Below are 17,561 nucleotides of genomic sequence, written 5' to 3'. Positions count from 1 at the left end.
GGGAAGCACGAAATGTTACAACTCCGATACAACTCTGAACCGTTTGGAAACAACCTCCTGATATACTTGGATGATAGAGACTCATACCAGACCGGACCCAAGCCTGATCTGTATCCAAGGGGGATTCACATCATATGAACAGCACACGAATTAATGAAGCTTATATCAACTATAAATCAGAAATCACAAGGTATCTATCCCATATCGTCAAACAACCGCAAGACGCAGAAGATCTGGCTCAGGATTGTTTCATTCGACTAATGAACGTTACCGTGGATATCCCTGAAGATCGGCTTCTCTATTATCTCAAACGCATTGCCCGTAACCTTGCGATGGACAGTTTCCGCAGGCGGACCCGTACACTGAGACGCGACAGTCGTCTGGAGGTACCTACCCATCACTTCGATACACCCCACCTTGAAATTAATGAAGGCGTTCATGATCTTGTCTCCCATATTAACAACAGCGAACATCGTAAAATATTAGAGCTGCGTCTCATCGACGGATACTCCATCAAGGAGACAGCAGAGCTGGTAAATCGCAGTGAAGGTATGATTAAATCCTCTGTCTTCCATGCCGTCAATCGAATTCGGGCCAAAGTCATCTCATAAGAGATGGCTTTTTGTTTACGCAAAATCGATATGCGATGGCAGATTAATTAAATGAAGCCAGACCGAAATACCTATGGATATGTCAAAAGACCCCATTTTACAAATATCGAGTTAATTTTTACACATTGTTATGACTATGTGAGATTTTCATGTGGTAGAATATGGACGAACTCATGAATCAACTAATATTTGGGAGGGATTTGGTTGGGTAAATTAACAGGTATGCGAGGAGTATTTTTAAAATCACTCCTGGCATTGTCCATGGCTTTGCCGCTTCAGATCGGATTATGGAACGGAGATGCATCGGTTCATGCGGAAGGGCCGACAGACCCGGCACCGTTCATCCAGGCGAAGGTTGTGAACCAAAATGCAGGGAAGAAAGTACTGTTCGACAACTCTCACGGCCAGACGGCTGGAGCTGCAGACTGGGTCATTGATGGAGGTTTCTCCGACTTTGGTAATGCACTCGCGAATGATGGTTATTACGTCAAAGAACTTCGCAAGACGACACCATTTACCTATGATGATCTGAAAGAGTATAACGTATTCGTTATTGCAGAGCCTCAAATTCCTTTCAAAGCATCCGAACAGGCAGCACTGAAACAATATGTTGAAACTGGCGGCAGTATCTTCTTCGTTGGAGATCACTATAATGCCGACCGTAACAAAAACCGCTGGGATGGCTCTGAAGTCATCAACGGCTTCCGTCGGGGAGCTTTTGAAGATCCAGCCAAAGGTATGAGCACAGATGAGCGTAACTCGGAAGCCATGCAAAATGTAACTAGCACGGACTGGTTGTCCGATAACTTCGGCGTACGATTCCGCTATAACGCACTTGGCGATATCAACGCTAATATCGTCGTACCGGCAGATCAAGCCTTCGGCATCACAGAAGGCGTATCGGCTGTAGCCATGCACGCCGGTTCAACACTCGCGATCACCGATCCGGAAAAAGCAAAAGGCATTGTGTACCTGCCAAAAACCAACGCAAAATGGAATAACGCGGTGGACCAAGGCGTCTACAACGGTGGCGGGATCGAAGAAGGTCCTTACGTAGCCGTATCCAAGCTGGGTGCAGGTAAGGCTGCTTTCATCGGCGACTCCTCTCCAGTAGAAGATGCATCTCCAAAATACTTGCGTGAAGAGACTGGCACACGCAAAACGACTTATGACGGTTTTAAAGAAGCCGATGATGCGGTGTTGCTCGTAAATACCGTGAACTGGCTCGCAACGCAAGAGAACTACACAAGCCTGACTGAAGTGAACGGACTTGAACTGGACACAGCTACAGCGCTGTTGCCATTCGAAGAGCCGGCTGCTTCCACAGAACCACAGGCTGAACCTTGGTCCGCACCTGCTGCCGGATACAAGTGGTACGATCGTTCCACGTTCAAAGCTGGTTCTTACGGTGGCCCTGCATCCAGTGCGAACGCTGCCTACAGCTTCGTCAAACAGGATACTCTTCCAAATGCAGAAGACTTCCAGGTTCGTGTGGTTGTGGAAAACATGCCACCCAACACAACCGTATCCGGTTATAGTGCCGGTATCTATCTGACTGGTGGAACACAGGTCGCCATGATCCAGAATGAAAGTGGCACTTGGCCGACTTCGTACGGGTATAGCTCCACATTCAGCGTAACCTCGGACAGCAAAGGTCGCGCGATCAAAGATCTGAACGTCCGCATCAAACCAGGTACAACTGGCGCTGCCAGCTTGCGTCTGCGTCTAAACGGTAGCAACCTGATCACCAATGCCGTGACCGTGGGCAATGTGCCAGCTGAACAGCTTCCGGAAGAAGAAGGCCCGATTCCAGCAGCTATTACCGTTGCTGAAGCACGCACCAAAGCGGTTGGCACTACCGTAACTATTGAAGGTGTTGTGACGACAGAGCCGGGTGCATTTGGTGGACAAGCCTTCTATCTTCAAGATGAAACTGCCGGAATCTACGTGTTCCAGCATACCAGTGGCTTCCATGCTGGTGACAAGGTTAAAGTAACGGCAGCAACAACCATCTATAACAGCGAATTCGAGCTTACCGATATCGTTGCGATTGAGAAAACAGGTACTGCTTCCATACCTGCTCCAATCGAAGTTACAGCAATTACAGATGCGAACCAAGGTCAACTGGTTCAACTGAAGGATGTAACGATCGAGAATATCATCAGCGCTGCACCGGTTGGATCATTTGAATTCGACGCGGTAGCAGCAGACGGAACGAGCACACATATCCGTGTAGATACACGTACAGGTGTGACAGATACTTCCTTCCCTTATGTTGCAGGGGACAAGATCAGTATCACAGGCATTTCCGCTATTTTCAAAGATGTATATCAATTGAAACCAAGAAGTTTGAATGATTTTGTACCTGCTGAAGATCAAGGTGGAGGCGAAGTGCCTTCCACTCCAGCTGCGGGGGCACCGGGTAAACCGGTGCTTTCTTCTGATAATGGTTATACCACAGGCCTGTACGAAGGTTCGTATAACGTAAGCATGAACCTCTGGTGGGGCGAAAATGGTTCCGAGTACAAACTGTATGAGAACGGTGTTCTGATCGATACGCAGAAGTTGACTGCGGCTTCACCATCGGCTCAGTCCTCCAAAACCGCCATTACAGGTAAAGCCAACGGCACATATACTTATGTAGCCGAGCTGACCAATGACAAAGGCACAACACGCAGCGACGTGCTGACGGTACAAGTAACCAATGCCGCTCCAGGCAAAGCTACGTTGTCCCAAAACAACTGGGATGGTGACGGTAACTACAACGTGTCCATGAACCTCTGGTGGGGTACGAACGCAACTGAGTATCGCCTTTATGAGAATGATGTATTGATCGATACACAAGCGTTGAACGCGGCAACACCTGCTTCTCAAAGTGCTACAACTGAACTGTCGGGTCGCGCTAACGGAACGTACACGTACCGTGCTGAGCTGATCAACGCCGCAGGCGTAACCAGCACAGAGACGATTACGGTACAAGTGACCAAAGCATTGCCTTTGGCTAGCTAAGTCTCAGTAAAGAAGCCTAACGTTTAACGAAGCATATAAAAAACCGAAACCAACATTGCCTGATTCACAGGGCAACATGGTTTCGGTTTTTTAGTTGAAAGCACACATGTCGGTAAAACGGGTGAAGTGGTCACGTTTTTTTGACGATCGTGTATGTAGGACTTATGTCCAGAAAGTAGACACTTGTGACACTATTGATAGTGATGCCGCTTCAGCCTTTCCAAATTGCTGCACTTCCTAGGCGCTAACGAACCTGACAGATCTTATTCAGCCATTTTGGCCAAGTTCTAGAATCTAACGAACCTCAGTATCGCTATTTAACTACATTTCAGTTGCCAAAGGATTAAATCGTACAAAACGCAACATATAACGTGACTACGATTCGTTAGAATTCCAGTGATGCCTTATGAGGCAAAATAAGGACTCTCAGGTTCGTTAGCCCAGTTCCTGCAAGGTTACAATGTTTAAATTCCTTAACGACGATGCAGAACGGGTTCATTTCAAACGTTCCGGCTCATACCCATTTCTAACAAATAGAATGCTGTTCCATACAGCCGAATAAGCGGCCACGGCGATGACACTAATGACAAAAATTAAGTTCATGTGTATAAACGTATAACTGCTTCCCGTGAAAATAATCAGGATTGCACTGAGCCCAATATTTTCTCTGTTATGTTTTTTAAACTTCTGAAAGATCATTCTGTACAGTAATAGGAATATCATAAACCCAACCCATATATATTGAAATAATTCCATAGGTCACCTTCCTTTTAAAAACTCACTTCTTATATTGGTATCGATGAGGAGTATTGATTAATATCCTTAATTCCCTTTATATAGAAACATATTAATCTTACATGGATTTGGAAAATAATTCAATCATCTTTATACATATTCTTTGAACCCTCTTATTCCTCAACGGTTAGCTAAGCAACAAGAACGCACCGTTGTTTATTTGCAGACACCAAAAAAGACTATCCCTGCCAATATTCTGGCACCGAATAGCCCTCTCCTCTTACTCTATCATCTAATATATTTGTAGCTCCACATTAACTCTACACCAGCTTCTTACGAATATAACCCGAGATCAGATCGATGATCGTGATCATCACGATAATACCCAGCAGGATTATACCTACTCGCGGCCAGTTCCGTGTGCTCAGTGCGAAGATCAGCGGAGTACCAATCCCCCCTGCTCCGATTACACCCAGTATGGTTGCGGAACGTACGTTAATCTCGAAACGATACAACGTATAGTTCAGGAAGCCAGGCATAACCTGCGGCAGGATGGCGAACCACAACTGCTGCATCCGATTGGCTCCGGAGGCAAGCAGCGCCTCAGATGGGCCATAGTCGATATTTTCAACTTCATCGGCGTACAATTTGCCTAACATGCCGATGGAGTGCAATCCGAGGGCGAGTACCCCTGCGAACGATCCGGGACCTACTGCCTTGATGAACATCAAAGCCATGATAATCTCGGGGAACGTACGGATGAAGCTGAGTACCATTTTGCCTGCACCCGAGATAGAGCGATGTCCACTCATATTGCGGGCAGACCAAAATGCAAACGGGATACAAAGTACTGCCGAGATTACAGTACCTAGTACCGAGATTGCCAACGTGTCCAGTAGACCTCGCAGCAAGTCTTCTCCCTCAGGCAGATATACAAAATCCCAATCCGGTGAGAAAATCCCGGCTACAATGGCCTTCATAATCTGAGCGGCGGTTTCCTTGAAACCAGTAAACGGTACACCAGCAAGGGCCCAGGCATACACAAGGATCAGGAGTAACACAATAACCCAGCGTAGCGGGTTCTTCCGTGGTTTAGGCCGAATGCGGCTTGTTTCATTTTTCATCATAGCAATTTCTCCCGCAGCTTAGTACTTACATAATCAATGACCAGAACGATGACGAGGGTAAACAGAATGATTACGCTGGTCTTGTCATACTCCAGGAATCCAAGTGTAGCCTCATAGTAGAGTCCAATCCCTCCGGCTCCCACCAATCCCAGAATGGCAGCAGCACGTATATTAATTTCGAAGGCATACAGCACATAGGATGTGAACTGGGCAGCCAATTGCGGCACCACGCCATACATAATCAGCTGAATCCGGTTCATACCGACAGCCGTCATCGCTTCCAGCGGCCCCTGATCAATGGTTTCCAGCGTCTCATATGTCAGCTTTGCAATCAGACCTACGGAGAACACAGCCAGTGCCAGGATTCCGGGAATAGGTCCCAGACCAAACACAGCGACGAACAAAGCAGCAAGCAGCAGATCCGGCACGGTCCGAATCAGGTTCAGCAGAAAGCGTGCCGGATAGTAGATCCAGCGACTCGGCATCAAGTTACCGGCACAGATGATCGAGACTGGAATGGCAATAATCGCACCAATGGTAGTCCCAATCAGGGCCATCCGTATCGTTTCCAGCATGCCTTGAACGATATTATCAAAGTAACTCCACCGGGGTGGGAACATGTCCTTCAGCAGGTCCAGCATGTTAGGAAAACCTTCAAACAACTCCGTGAAGCTGGCATCGGTCTGCTTCGCACTGGCCCACAGAAGAAGCAGAATGATAACTAAGGTGAGCAGATGTTTCGTACGCCCAGGCGGTTTCGGGCGATTTACAACCTGAGCCGGGCTGGAACCAGGTTCCTTCCTCACTCCGCCTGAATTCTGAAGTGGAACGTTGGACTGCCCCTTCATACCACAACTTCTCCCTGCTCATGCACAGCATGCTTGTCCAGCAATTCGTCAGCCAGAATCGGCCTGCCGTATATTTCTGCAAAGCGCTCATCCGTCGCCTCTTCCACCGGGCCGTCGAAGACCACCTCACCTGCTCGCAATCCGACAATACGGGTCGCATACTCTCTGGCCAGATCAATAAAGTGAAGGTTGACGATGGTCGTAATACCAAGCTCCTGATTAATACGTTTCAGGTCATCCATAACCTGCTTCGTTGTAAGCGGGTCAAGTGAAGCAACCGGTTCGTCGGCCAGAATGATTTTTGCTTCCTGTGCCAGTACACGAGCAATAGCCACACGCTGTTGTTGTCCACCGGACAGCTGATCTGCACGGGAATAGGCTTTCTCGGAGATGTTAACCCGATCTAGCGCAGTGAATGCCAGCTCAATATCCTCTTTTGGAAAACGCCCGAGAATGGTACGCATGGTGGAATGGTATCCAACTCGTCCAGCGAGTACATTACGGAGTACACTGGATCGTTTCACGAGATTGAAGCTCTGGAAGATCATGCCGATGTCACGTCTGATCATGCGCAGCCGTTTGCCCTGCGCCTTCGTTATGGAGCTTCCGTTAATCAGAATCTCGCCCTCACTAATGTCGTGCAGTCGGTTAATGGAGCGCAGGAGGGTTGATTTACCCGCACCGGACAGACCCACTACAGCAATGAATTCACCCTCCTCAAATTTCAGATTAATATTATCCAGGCCCTTAGTGCCGTTAGCGTAAGTTTTGGTAACGTTATGAAGCTCAATCATGGCAATAATCCTTCTTTCATTCTTAATGATCATACATACCTAAGTCCTTGCTATAATGGCACAAGCCAGCGCAGCGTAGATCACGCTGAACTGGCCTGTCCATTGCTACGATTAAGCTGTTCCCATCCAAGAGAGCTACTACAAAGTGAACAGATCCCAAACTACTTTTGGATCTAAATTACTCACCTTTCACTTTTTCGCCATACTGACGAACGATCTCGAACTTGCTATCATCGGACTCTACATAACCTTCATGCGTATAGATTTCTTTGATGATCTGGTGACCTTCAGTATCTTTACCGATATCGATGAAGGCTTGTTTGATCTTCGCAGTCCAATCAGCATTCATGTCTGTACGAACGGCGATGGTATCGTTAGGAATAGGCTCAGTGAACGCCAGTACACGTGTATCTTCAAATACAGTCGGATAGTCTTTAGCTACCGTATTGCGGGCATCTTGGAAAATAGCTGCTGCGTCAACGTCACCGTTCAATACAGCGATAACACCTTGGTCATGACCTTTCAACGTTACAGGTGATACATCTTTCAATGGATCAATGCCTCTGTCCAGCAACAGACCTGCTGGCCATACATAACCTGCGGAAGACGTTACGTTTTGGTAAGCAACCTTTTTACCTTTAAGTTCTTCGATGGATTGAATCGGAGAATCTTTTTTCACAATAAACATGGATTTATAAGAATCCGCCAACTCTTCCGTTGGAGCACCTGTCTCATCATTTACACCAAAACGTTGTGCTTGCAAAATAACTTGTGCAGCGCCTTTTTCTTTTGCCAGTACATAAGCTGTTGGAGGCAAGAAACCAACGTCCACTTTGTTGGAAGCCATTGCTTCAATAATCGTGTTGTAGTCGGTGGATACGCTGACTTTTACCGGAATGCCCAGTTTGTCACCAAGCAACTTCTCAAGCGGTTTTGCTTTAGCTTCTAGCGTGTCTGCATTCTGGGAAGGTACGAATTGAACTGTCAGTTCAGTCGGCACATAACCTTCGACAGCTTTCTCTGTCTCTGTCTCTGTCGTAGACGTACCGGATGCATTGGAACTCGCATTATCCCCGTTACCCGAACCAGTTGTACTACTAGACCCACAAGCACTCAGAAACATAACCAAAATCAACAATGGTAAAAATAAAGCAGACTTCTTCAAACGAACACCCTCCAAAGAGTTTCTATTTTTCAGTACTTATCTACTATAGTTGCCAAATATTAGCGCGATGTGAAACGGAATTTGGAGTTTTGTAAAGTTTCCTGTCAGGCTGTCAGCGCGAATTGTATCTGTTAGAATAGGCTCATTATGGTTGAAGATATAGGGAGAACATCGGAGATAACTGCTTATATTTCGATTCTTCATGCTAATCTGTCTTCTCCGTTTTATAGTAATTCCATATATCTGAACTTATATATTAGAGGAGATTGTAAAATGACATCCATAACCACCCATACGGCAAGCTTCGACATCCTGTTCACCAGTGATCTGCACGGAGCGATCCGGCCCATTCATTACAATACCAATGCATACCGCCCGGCAGGACTTGCCCTGCTCGCTTCCCTGATTCGTAAGGAACGCGAACGTTCACCTGAACTGATCCTGGTGGATAACGGGGATCTTTTGCAAGGATCGCCCTTGGCCTCTTATGCAGCTTCACAAGTTTCCAAAAACGAAGTGCATCCTTTCATAACCGTTCTGAATGAACTGGGATATGATGCTGCCGTGATGGGCAATCATGAGTTTAACTATGGTCAGCATCTGTTACGCGGGGCGGTTGAAGCTTCCAACTTCCCTTGGCTGTCTGCCAACATTGTGAATGATGAGCATCCAGATGTCCCTGCCTTCGGTCCTCCATATCTAATCAAAACCTTATCTTCTGGCGTCAAAATCGCCCTGTTGGGTGCAACTACGCATTACATACCGAACTGGGAGCACCCGAAAAATATTGAGGGCCTACAGTTCCTTGATGCCTTGGAGACCATTCGTACATGGGTTCGCTATATACGCGAGCATGAACAACCAGATGTTATGGTAGTGAGTTATCATGGCGGATTTGAGAGTGATTTGGAGACGGGAGAGCCTACTGAACGGTTAACTGGAGAAAATCAAGGCTATGCCATCTGCCGGGACATCGAAGGCATCGATGTGCTGCTTACCGGACATCAACATCGTCAGCTTACCGCTAATATTCATGGGGTAACCGTCATCCAGCCGGGATTCAGTGGTAACGGTGCGGGACATGTATCCGTTCAGTTGGAACAATCATCGGGTGGGAAGTGGCAGATTACCGATACGCAGGCTCGGTTGTTACTTCTGGATGAGTATAGTGAAGTCGAGCCTGATGCTACAGTCTTGAAATTTACGGATGAGGTAGAGAATAAGGCACAAGCCTGGCTTGATCAACCCATTGGGGAGGTGTCTGGGGACTTGTCCATCACCAATGCTACGGCCCTGCGACTCAAGTCACATCCATTCATTGCCTTTGTACATCAAGTGCAGATGGAAGCGACCGGGGCTGAGCTGTCCAATACCGCCATGCTAAGTGAAGAGGCTCGGGGATTCGGACGCCATATCACTGTTCGGGACGTGTTATCCAACTTCATCTATCCCAATACGCTTACTGTACTGGAGCTGAGCGGTCAAGACATCCGGGAAGCGCTGGAACAAACGGCTCGTTACTTTGAAGTGAATGCTTCTGGTGAAGTGGCCGTGAATCCTGCCTATATGGAGCCCAAACCTCAGCATTATAATTACGATATGTGGGCTGGCATAGAGTACGAGCTGGATATCTCCCAACCTGTGGGCAGTCGAGTTATGAAGTTGGAACGTGAAGGCAAACCTATGGACATGGATGGCAAGTACTCTGTTGTGATGAACAGCTACCGTGCTGCTGGGGGCGGTGATTATGCGATGTATCCGGGCAAAAAGGTACTGCACGAGGGTGCCACGGATATGGCCACACTGGTGGAGGATTACATCCGCAGACATCAGCCGTTGATGGTTGAGCAGACGAATAATTGGAGAGTTATCGGCAGTTAAATGAGTAAGAGCAGATCCTGATCACAGGATCTGCTCTTTGCGACTTAACCCATAAGTTTTTCATTTGGTAAACTTATGCTTCCAAAAATTTATGGCAACCTCTCGCAACGGTTCAAAATCTTTTGGGTCCAGAAGAGCAGTGAGATCTGGATACCCAAAGCGATAACAGATTTCTCCATGCTCCCTCAAATCGAAAATACTAGGCCGACGTCCTTGTTCGGCTACGTACAGCATTTAGCGAATTGTATCCTCCTGAACGCCATTTATTCCAGGCGAATTACGAGTAGAGTTACTAAATAATTGGAGTAACAGCTAAGCTCATCGGTAGGGCCATTAATGTAATACCTTCCCCTTTCTGATGATTCAAGAAACTACTTATAATTTATAAGCTTATTCGAATTTTCTTAAGATGGGGGCCTCATAATTCTTAAGAATTCTTAAGCCAATTAGTGTCTGAAATATATGGGCTGTTTACACTTTATAGACACAAAGAAGCCGCTTCTTAGCGACTTTGGTGGTGTATGTTCTTGCCCTGCGACAAGTTAGGTGCTCAAAGAGAACGTTATTGGATTTATCAATCAAAAGTCTGTACTGTTTTTTTTAAAATGACAGGTAGCGTAACCTGAAGTGAAAAAGTATCTTTTCGTTGCGATACGGTCAACGTCCCGTTGTGCTGCTGTATTATCTTCTGACAACTAACGAGCCCAATTTTGTTGCTATCTTCCGTTTTGCCCACACGTAAAATCTTATTCTCGACCCCAAGATAGACCCATTGTTGCTTCAAGGAAATCTGGATATGAACGGGATGCGTCGGATCAGCATACTTTCGAATATTCGAAAAAATGTTATCGAATACACGGCGTATGGCGACCAGATTGATTTCTAGTAAAAATTCCTCATGATATGCATCTGTCTGGACCTGTACATCAATTTTGTCTAAAACCACCAGTTGCTCATCAATGAGTTGATCGATAAGCGCTCTGCCCTCATAGATTTCAAATTCCACATCCTCTTCTTCAGCGGCAGAGGATACCGTAAAATATTCGAATAGTTTGTCCGATAGCGCTTTGATTTGATAGGCCTTCTCCCGGCTATTGTGAATATACTGCAACAGATCCTCATGCGTCTTATATTTGTTAAGCTCTATGATGTCCATATAACCCAATAGAATCGTGAGTGGAGTGCGCAAATCATGGGAAATTGCCGTGATCAATTCGCGATTAGCCATTCTCACTCTCTCCTCGCTACCGAGTCGCTCAACAAAGGATTTCCTCATCTCATCAATACTTTTGGCCAAAGAAGACAATTCATCCTTTCCCAATATCGTAATTGAATAATCCAAATTTCCACCTTCAAGTATTTTGATCTCTTGTTCAAGCACGCCAATATAAGATGTTTTCTTATTAATCATCAGTAGAAAGGAAACAATGAATATAACAGCTGTTATGAAAACACCAATAATCAGAATGAGATTGTAGTATTGATACTCATAAAAGCCAACCAAGTAGATCTGGGCATCCTGATCCGCAAAATGGATGGTGGTGATGGGTACTTTCGAAGGCACGAATTGAGTTAGAAGCTCTTCATTAATAGCAGGATCAATCTCTGTGTTAGAGGAGAAAATCAACTTGTCTTTTGCAAAAATATACAGATTCAAGTAGCGCTCATGACTGATCCATTCATACAATTTCTCGTGATCACGGGTTGACACGTTCTGGTTGTTCACGAATGCTTCGAATCGATCAAGCGCATCTTGCTGCCTATTTTCCACAAAAGTGGATTTGCTTAAATAACTATTGAGTACAGTCTCGCCAATCAGTTGTAAAATGACGAATACACTTATAGAAATGACCAATGAAATTATAACTGCCAGAACCAGTTTGATCTTCAGCTTTTTTCCCATTAGTAATCTATTCAATTTTGTACCCCTTCCCCCAAACGGTTTTCACATATTTAGGGTTCTGTGGATCATCTTCCAGTTTGCTTCTCAAATTACGAATATGAACCATGACCGTGTTATTACACGTATAAATGTAGGGTTGTCCCCAAACACTCTCATATATGTTTTCAGCCGAAAACACCTTACGTCGTTTCTTAACCAGCAGCAGCAAGATCTGGTATTCAATTTCAGTTAATACGATTTCCTTCGCCCCAACAAACACGGTTTTTGCATCCTGGTGAACCGTAAGATCCTTAACGATAATTTGGTCCGTTTCTTCCGTCTTCTCCTTGCCCCGATAAACATAATACCTCCGCAGTAAAGCCTTCACTCTCGAAACGAGTTCTGTATAGGAAAAAGGCTTGGACAAAAAGTCATCACTGCCTGAGGAGAATGCCAATTGTTTGTCAGAATCCTGCGTTTTCGCGGTAAGAAACAGGATCGGTGCGCTTGTTTTTTCACGAATCTCCAAACACGCCTTCAGTCCAGATTTATTGGGCATCATCATATCCAAAATAATGAGATCCGTCTCTTCACTCACTTTATCAATCGCATCTTGACCATCTATCGCTTCAATCACTTCATAATTCTCGCTCTCTAACAAAATCCTTACAATCTCACGAATCTCACTGTTATCGTCAGCAATTAAGATTTGCTTGTTCATCTGATCCCTCCGTCTAATAGCAGTATAATATGCGCTATTAGCAACTACCAGCAAATACAGTCGACTTAAGAATTCTTCAGAAGTTATGTAGGTAACTCTTAATGATTTCATTTTATACTACAAATATGTAGAGGTCATTATACAAAGGAGGGAGTCGTCAGCTATGCCACAACCTTCGAAAAAAGCAGTGATAAACCTGTTATTAGGTCTGATATTCATATTGTCCATTGGTTTACTGGTCTATTATTCTCCTGCCCTTATTAAAATTATGTCGTCCATGGACAATTTCAGAGCATATATTCATTCAACAGGGCATTGGGGTCCGGTCATGTTTATTTTATTCCAGATTCTTCAGATCGTAGTTGCGCCTATTCCAGGAGAAGTGGTACAGGTTGCAGGCGGTTATATCTATGGGATTACACTGGGGTCCTTGTATACTACAATAGGCTTGATACTAGGCTCAGGAATTGCTTTTTATTTTACTCGTTTTATCGGCCGCGCTTACATTTCACGGCTGCTGCAAAAGAAAAATTATAAGTGGATGTCTTTTATTCATGATGAGAAGAAGTTCTCTGCCTTTTTATTTATCTTTTTCGTTATTCCCGGATTGCCGAAAGACCTGCTCGTATATGTTGCCGCTCTTACCTCCATGAGTTCGTTAAGATTCTTCACGATACTTATAGTTGGTCGTCTGCCGTGGATCATCGCATCTGCCGCTGTGGGGTCCACCATTCATATGCAGCAATACAGCATCGCAATTATCATATCCGTCATCGCTGTTTTTGGTTTCGTGCTCGGATATATCTATAAAGATAAATTGATAAAGTTGTTTTCAAAAGTGGAGAAAACGAAAGGGAATAGACCTACTGCCAAACCCGTCAAAATTAAAAAATTTGGAGAAGAACCGAAATACCGAAGGTAGTACTCTTGGAAACACTAGAATTAAAAGGTGGGATATAGTGATAAAAACAATTGTAATGACAACCCTCTTAGCCTCTCTAATTTTCTTGGTGGCATGTAGTGGAGAAAATCTGCCAAAAGATGTACCAAGCACATCGACAAATACATCGATTCAGAATGCACGTCCCGATACAACAAAATCGCAAGATACGGGAGCTAAACCATCATCGAATACCAGCTTTAAAGCTGAATTGACAATTGACTTGGAATCAGCAAAAGATCCGTTAAAAGAAGACCAGCGCCCCGCACTGGATGTACTCGAAAAGAATCTGACCGCTCTCGTGCAGCATGATCACAAACTGTTCCGATCCGGTTTTGTCGATGATCAACTGGCTGATGCCATGGATTTTTATTATGGTGAGCAGTTCCAATATACGTTTTCAAGCATCGAAAGCATTGAGGAAAATTCGTCTATTAAAAAACAGGTGCATATTACTGTTCTTGGTGCACGTCTGGATACAACAACCAATTCGGTTGAAAAAGTAAAAATGATGTATGCGATCCGGCAGAATGAACAACGAGATTGGGACATCTATACCATTGATTAATGTCAGCAGACGGATCAGTGCGTCAAAATACATCTTATGCTTCCAATACGTAAAACCACGTTGAGCCTGCTTCTTTGAACGAACAAATTCACGAAACTTACTTTTGTCACCGACAGCTCAACAAAAAATGAGTAGCCTGCTAATCTGCAAACTGCTCATGTCTTTTCAACTAACGTTTCCCGTTAGCTTAATGAATTATTCTACGTGCTCTAGTTTGTGTGATCATGAATATTTAGAGGCATTTCATTTTCCATAATTAACAGGACCTCCTTTAATTACATCCCTACACGTAACCATTTTGAAGGATAGTTGCTTGCAAAATGCTTCTCAATAAATTCTAGGACTTCGTCATTTCCCGGTAATTCAACTCTTTCTATTGCTTCATTAAATGTTAACCATTCGTATTCACTATGTTCATTGTTTAGAATCACATCTTGATCATCATCTACATATCCCACAAAACAGGCGCTATATAAATATAATTTTCTTTTGCTGAATAGAATTAATCAAACTTATTTGAAGTGAACAAGGAAACAGTTGTAATACCAGTTTCTTCACGAATTTCTCTTAACGCAGCTTCCCATGCCTGTTCCCCTTCCTCAATAGCACCACCAATATAACACCAAAAATACCACTCAATACTGAACTAGCCCGTTCTAATAACAGCACTTTGTAACCACAAGGTGTGTTTTTAAGTAACACAACTTGCAACACCAATACATCTTAATGGAACTTCATAATGTACTCTGCCCATAGCTTACATCTCTTTCTAATTTAATTTTATGAAACTTGGTGTTAATTAAATTAGTCATAAATAAAGTTCTTCAAAGAATATAAACAAATGCTAAACAACCCAATTCTTTAATTAAAGCTGGATCTATACTTCTCCCCAATAAATCTCTGTTTCATAATCGAATGGAACAATACCATTTTGATTATTCCTATCAAATAGATTTCGCAGTTCCGTCATCATCGGATTGTAATTTGGATGCCCTTGTACAGGGCTGTAAGAAGATGATAGCAACCTGCCTCTCAAGCCCTCGAAATCAAACTCCTGATGCATTCTGAATCGCACTTCATGCATTGAACCTTCCTTGAAAAAAGAAAGAAGCATCGTCTGAGAAATATTTTTATGATTGACTTTTTCGTAGTCGGTTCCGTATGTATTTAGCAGTTGATCGTACTCTTCACGAAATGAAGTACCGTTTGTAAGACGGGAATTCCAGATTAGTATTACTCTCCCACCCGGCTGTAGAATTCTACGGAACTCAGTTTGTGCTGCTGAGCGATCAAACCAGTGAAACGCCTGTGCGCAGACAATAAACTCAACCGACTGATCAGGTAATCCAGTAGATTCTGCAGATCCTGATATACTCTGAAAATTTGGATTGCTTTCTAACATTTGTTCTGCTGCTTCACGCATTGCCTGATTCGGCTCGACCGCGATCAGGTAGCTACCGCGTTCTAGGAGTAGCTTCGAAATAATCCCAGTACCTGAACCGATATCTAATATTTTACTATTCGAACGCAAACCGACGAAGTCGTACAAATAATCAATAGCCTCTTTCGGATAGCTAGGGCGGTACTTCAAATACGAATCGACCCGGTTCGAAAACTTTTCTTTACTGTTCATCTATTGACACTCTCCCAACTGATTTTAATTAAATGATACAGATAAATTCCAGTTAAAAAAAGAGAAGTTTTTCGTATTAAATTTCCTATTTTTGTTTAAATCAATAAAGTTTGCTCTCGACACTATACCTTATCCGGCCCTAAAAGAAGTCTAAACTAACCTGCCCACTAGCTTAATAAAAAATGGAGCAGCTGCCTGCTCCTTGCCTTTTTTGGACTAACGTTTCCCGTTAGTTTGAAATGAGAGTTATAAATTATAGAATACAGTTACAGTATGACGATTAAATAGAAAAGGGCTGCTAATACAAAACGGTATAGAGCAAACCACTCCAAGCGAAGTCGCTTGATCAGTCTAATAAACGTTACTACCGCAATCATAGCCACAAGGAAGGAAGTCATAAAGCCAATTAACATTAGATACAAATCGTCTAAACGAAGTAAATCGCGGCTATCGTATAAGTCCAACAAGGTAGCACCAAACATAACAGGTACAGAAATAATGAACGTAAAATCTGCGGCAGCTTTTTGGCTAGTACCGAGCAAAAGTCCACCTGAAATCGTCGAACCCGATCTCGAAAAACCCGGCCACAAAGCCAGACATTGGAATAAGCCAATTCCAAAGGCTTGTTTGTAACTAATCATATCAATTGTATCAACGCTGGTAGTTCTCTTACTCCGTGCTGCGATGATCATTAATAAACCACCAGCAACTAAACCAAATAAGACAGGTGTAGGGCCGAATAATTGGCTTTTTATAGTGTCCTTTAGTAGAAGATATACGATTAATGCTGGTAACATAGCCAAAATCATATGTATTACGTTTAAACCCTTACTTTTTGAAAAATCCATTTTAGTTAAGTTTGACCCCATCTCCATGTACCTTTTCCAGTAAAGAATTAGAACTGCCATCACTGCACCCAACTGTATAACAATTTTAAAGGTTATTGCCGCGTCTCCCTCAAAGTTAAGTAAATTGCCTGCTAAAATAAGATGTCCAGTAGACGATACTGGTAAGAATTCAGTTAACCCTTCCACTATGCCAAGTATTATTGCTTTTATTACATCAGTCATTAGAAGATACCCCCTTTACAGAAATAAACTCTCTTAACAAGTTCAAGTATAAGGGTGAATAACGATATATCCCCATCGATTAGCATAACAATATTCATTTCAGTGTGACATTATTGTCACTTCATTTAAATGATATACAGATCATATTGATGTATCTTGATAAACTATCCTGTCCCGTTATCCGACATATTGAAGGATTAATTGATATAACGCTATGGAAAATCCTAAGATACTTGCTTTCATTTTAGATGGATGATTTCTTTCGCTTCGAAACAAGTAAAAGAAAACCACCATAAACCCTGCAGGGATCCATAGCTCAAAGACACCTTTTGTTGTACTTTGAGAATAAATTGGAGTAATGAACGTACTAATCAAAAAGTAAAAGAAAACCGTAAAACGCCTTGTTTCTAATTGCTTGCTCCACCTTACCAGAAAGAAAAGAATAATGATCGCGATAATCGTAATGTGTACAGGGGGGAGAAGAATAGCACCATTCCCAAATCTGAATTCCATTCCGCATTGCCCTCCTCTCTTTTAATGCTCAGTTGACTGACTAAAGACATACGTCTGGCAACCT

General features: G+C 43.7%; 16 protein-coding genes. 5 read left to right on the top strand and 11 right to left on the bottom strand.

Annotated features, from left to right (window positions below):
• Nucleotides 1-134 precede the first annotated feature (134 nt).
• Nucleotides 135-611: an RNA polymerase sigma factor gene (locus M1D71_RS04860; RefSeq protein WP_458125492.1), complete on the top strand. Its 477-nt coding sequence runs from the start codon at nt 135-137 to the stop codon at nt 609-611.
• 222 nt (nt 612-833) lie between these two features.
• Nucleotides 834-3,620 (top strand): DUF5689 domain-containing protein, encoded by a 2,787-nt coding sequence (locus tag M1D71_RS04855; protein WP_458127163.1) that lies wholly within the window; start codon nt 834-836, stop codon nt 3,618-3,620.
• Between the two features lie 495 nt (nt 3,621-4,115).
• Here M1D71_RS04855 and M1D71_RS04850 read toward each other — a convergent pair whose 3' ends face one another.
• The 5 genes from M1D71_RS04850 to M1D71_RS04830 all read right to left on the bottom strand — a co-directional run bounded on the left by M1D71_RS04850 (nt 4,116) and on the right by M1D71_RS04830 (nt 8,289).
• Nucleotides 4,116-4,376: a hypothetical protein gene (locus M1D71_RS04850; protein ID WP_458125491.1), complete on the bottom strand. Its 261-nt coding sequence runs from the start codon at nt 4,374-4,376 to the stop codon at nt 4,116-4,118.
• A 299-nt stretch (nt 4,377-4,675) separates the two neighbouring features.
• Nucleotides 4,676-5,482, bottom strand: coding sequence for a phosphonate ABC transporter, permease protein PhnE (gene phnE, locus M1D71_RS04845; protein WP_139331943.1), 807 nt, complete (start codon nt 5,480-5,482; stop codon nt 4,676-4,678).
• A complete protein-coding gene (gene phnE, locus M1D71_RS04840; protein ID WP_458125490.1) occupies nt 5,479-6,330 on the bottom strand; it encodes a phosphonate ABC transporter, permease protein PhnE in 852 nt (283 codons plus the stop codon). Before phnE (M1D71_RS04840) ends, phnE (M1D71_RS04845) begins: the two co-directional genes overlap by 4 nt.
• On the bottom strand, nt 6,327-7,124 hold the full coding sequence (phnC, locus tag M1D71_RS04835) for a phosphonate ABC transporter ATP-binding protein (RefSeq protein ID WP_458125489.1): 798 nt from the start codon (nt 7,122-7,124) through the stop codon (nt 6,327-6,329). The genes phnE (M1D71_RS04840) and phnC overlap by 4 nt, the downstream gene beginning before the upstream one ends.
• A gap of 178 nt (nt 7,125-7,302) precedes the next feature.
• A complete protein-coding gene (locus tag M1D71_RS04830; protein ID WP_458125488.1) occupies nt 7,303-8,289 on the bottom strand; it encodes a phosphate/phosphite/phosphonate ABC transporter substrate-binding protein in 987 nt (328 codons plus the stop codon).
• A 273-nt stretch (nt 8,290-8,562) separates the two neighbouring features.
• Between M1D71_RS04830 and M1D71_RS04825 the strand changes: the two genes are divergently transcribed.
• Nucleotides 8,563-10,170, top strand: a complete 1,608-nt coding sequence (locus tag M1D71_RS04825) for a bifunctional metallophosphatase/5'-nucleotidase (RefSeq protein WP_458125487.1) — start codon at nt 8,563-8,565, stop codon at nt 10,168-10,170.
• A gap of 574 nt (nt 10,171-10,744) precedes the next feature.
• Here the strand turns inward: M1D71_RS04825 and M1D71_RS04820 are convergent.
• Both M1D71_RS04820 and M1D71_RS04815 read right to left on the bottom strand, forming a co-directional pair.
• On the bottom strand, nt 10,745-12,088 hold the full coding sequence (locus M1D71_RS04820) for a HAMP domain-containing sensor histidine kinase (protein WP_458125486.1): 1,344 nt from the start codon (nt 12,086-12,088) through the stop codon (nt 10,745-10,747).
• Complete coding sequence (locus M1D71_RS04815) at nt 12,081-12,773, bottom strand: response regulator transcription factor (protein WP_458125485.1); 693 nt, start codon at nt 12,771-12,773, stop codon at nt 12,081-12,083. Before M1D71_RS04815 ends, M1D71_RS04820 begins: the two co-directional genes overlap by 8 nt.
• A 163-nt stretch (nt 12,774-12,936) precedes the next feature.
• Here M1D71_RS04815 and M1D71_RS04810 point away from each other — a divergent pair, with 163 nt between their 5' ends.
• Together M1D71_RS04810 and M1D71_RS04805 are read left to right on the top strand one after the other, a co-directional pair.
• Nucleotides 12,937-13,695, top strand: a complete 759-nt coding sequence (locus M1D71_RS04810; RefSeq protein WP_458125484.1) for a TVP38/TMEM64 family protein — start codon at nt 12,937-12,939, stop codon at nt 13,693-13,695.
• A gap of 37 nt (nt 13,696-13,732) precedes the next feature.
• Entirely contained in the window at nt 13,733-14,281 is a 549-nt protein-coding gene (locus M1D71_RS04805; protein WP_458125483.1) for a hypothetical protein, read from the top strand.
• 502 nt (nt 14,282-14,783) lie between these two features.
• Here M1D71_RS04805 and M1D71_RS04800 read toward each other — a convergent pair.
• The 4 genes from M1D71_RS04800 to M1D71_RS04785 form a co-directional block, all read right to left on the bottom strand.
• Nucleotides 14,784-14,885 carry an NUDIX domain-containing protein gene (locus tag M1D71_RS04800; RefSeq protein ID WP_458127162.1) on the bottom strand — a complete coding sequence of 34 codons (102 nt, stop codon included), beginning with the start codon at nt 14,883-14,885 and terminating at the stop codon, nt 14,784-14,786.
• 273 nt (nt 14,886-15,158) lie between these two features.
• Complete coding sequence (locus M1D71_RS04795) at nt 15,159-15,914, bottom strand: class I SAM-dependent methyltransferase (RefSeq protein WP_458125482.1); 756 nt, start codon at nt 15,912-15,914, stop codon at nt 15,159-15,161.
• A gap of 266 nt (nt 15,915-16,180) precedes the next feature.
• Nucleotides 16,181-16,984 carry an undecaprenyl-diphosphate phosphatase gene (locus M1D71_RS04790; RefSeq protein WP_458125481.1) on the bottom strand — a complete coding sequence of 268 codons (804 nt, stop codon included), beginning with the start codon at nt 16,982-16,984 and terminating at the stop codon, nt 16,181-16,183.
• Between the two features lie 177 nt (nt 16,985-17,161).
• Entirely contained in the window at nt 17,162-17,497 is a 336-nt protein-coding gene (locus M1D71_RS04785) for a hypothetical protein (protein WP_458125480.1), read from the bottom strand.
• Nucleotides 17,498-17,561: the final 64 nt, after the last annotated feature.

The organism is Paenibacillus sp. Z3-2, assembly GCF_054161325.1.
The sequence above is the reverse complement of the archived record's forward strand: the minus strand, read 5'-3'. Positions and strand labels throughout refer to the sequence as shown.

Coding starts and splice junctions, on each gene's coding strand:
- M1D71_RS04810 (WP_458125484.1), top strand. CDS start 12,937: ATGCCACAACCTTCGAAAAAAGCAGTGATAAACCTGTTATTAGGTCTG.
- M1D71_RS04815 (WP_458125485.1), bottom strand. CDS start 12,773: ATGAACAAGCAAATCTTAATTGCTGACGATAACAGTGAGATTCGTGAG.
- M1D71_RS04785 (WP_458125480.1), bottom strand. CDS start 17,497: ATGGAATTCAGATTTGGGAATGGTGCTATTCTTCTCCCCCCTGTACAC.
- M1D71_RS04860 (WP_458125492.1), top strand. CDS start 135: ATGAACAGCACACGAATTAATGAAGCTTATATCAACTATAAATCAGAA.
- M1D71_RS04795 (WP_458125482.1), bottom strand. CDS start 15,914: ATGAACAGTAAAGAAAAGTTTTCGAACCGGGTCGATTCGTATTTGAAG.
- phnE (WP_139331943.1), bottom strand. CDS start 5,482: ATGATGAAAAATGAAACAAGCCGCATTCGGCCTAAACCACGGAAGAAC.
- M1D71_RS04850 (WP_458125491.1), bottom strand. CDS start 4,376: ATGGAATTATTTCAATATATATGGGTTGGGTTTATGATATTCCTATTA.
- M1D71_RS04790 (WP_458125481.1), bottom strand. CDS start 16,984: ATGACTGATGTAATAAAAGCAATAATACTTGGCATAGTGGAAGGGTTA.
- phnC (WP_458125489.1), bottom strand. CDS start 7,124: ATGATTGAGCTTCATAACGTTACCAAAACTTACGCTAACGGCACTAAG.
- phnE (WP_458125490.1), bottom strand. CDS start 6,330: ATGAAGGGGCAGTCCAACGTTCCACTTCAGAATTCAGGCGGAGTGAGG.
- M1D71_RS04825 (WP_458125487.1), top strand. CDS start 8,563: ATGACATCCATAACCACCCATACGGCAAGCTTCGACATCCTGTTCACC.
- M1D71_RS04855 (WP_458127163.1), top strand. CDS start 834: ATGCGAGGAGTATTTTTAAAATCACTCCTGGCATTGTCCATGGCTTTG.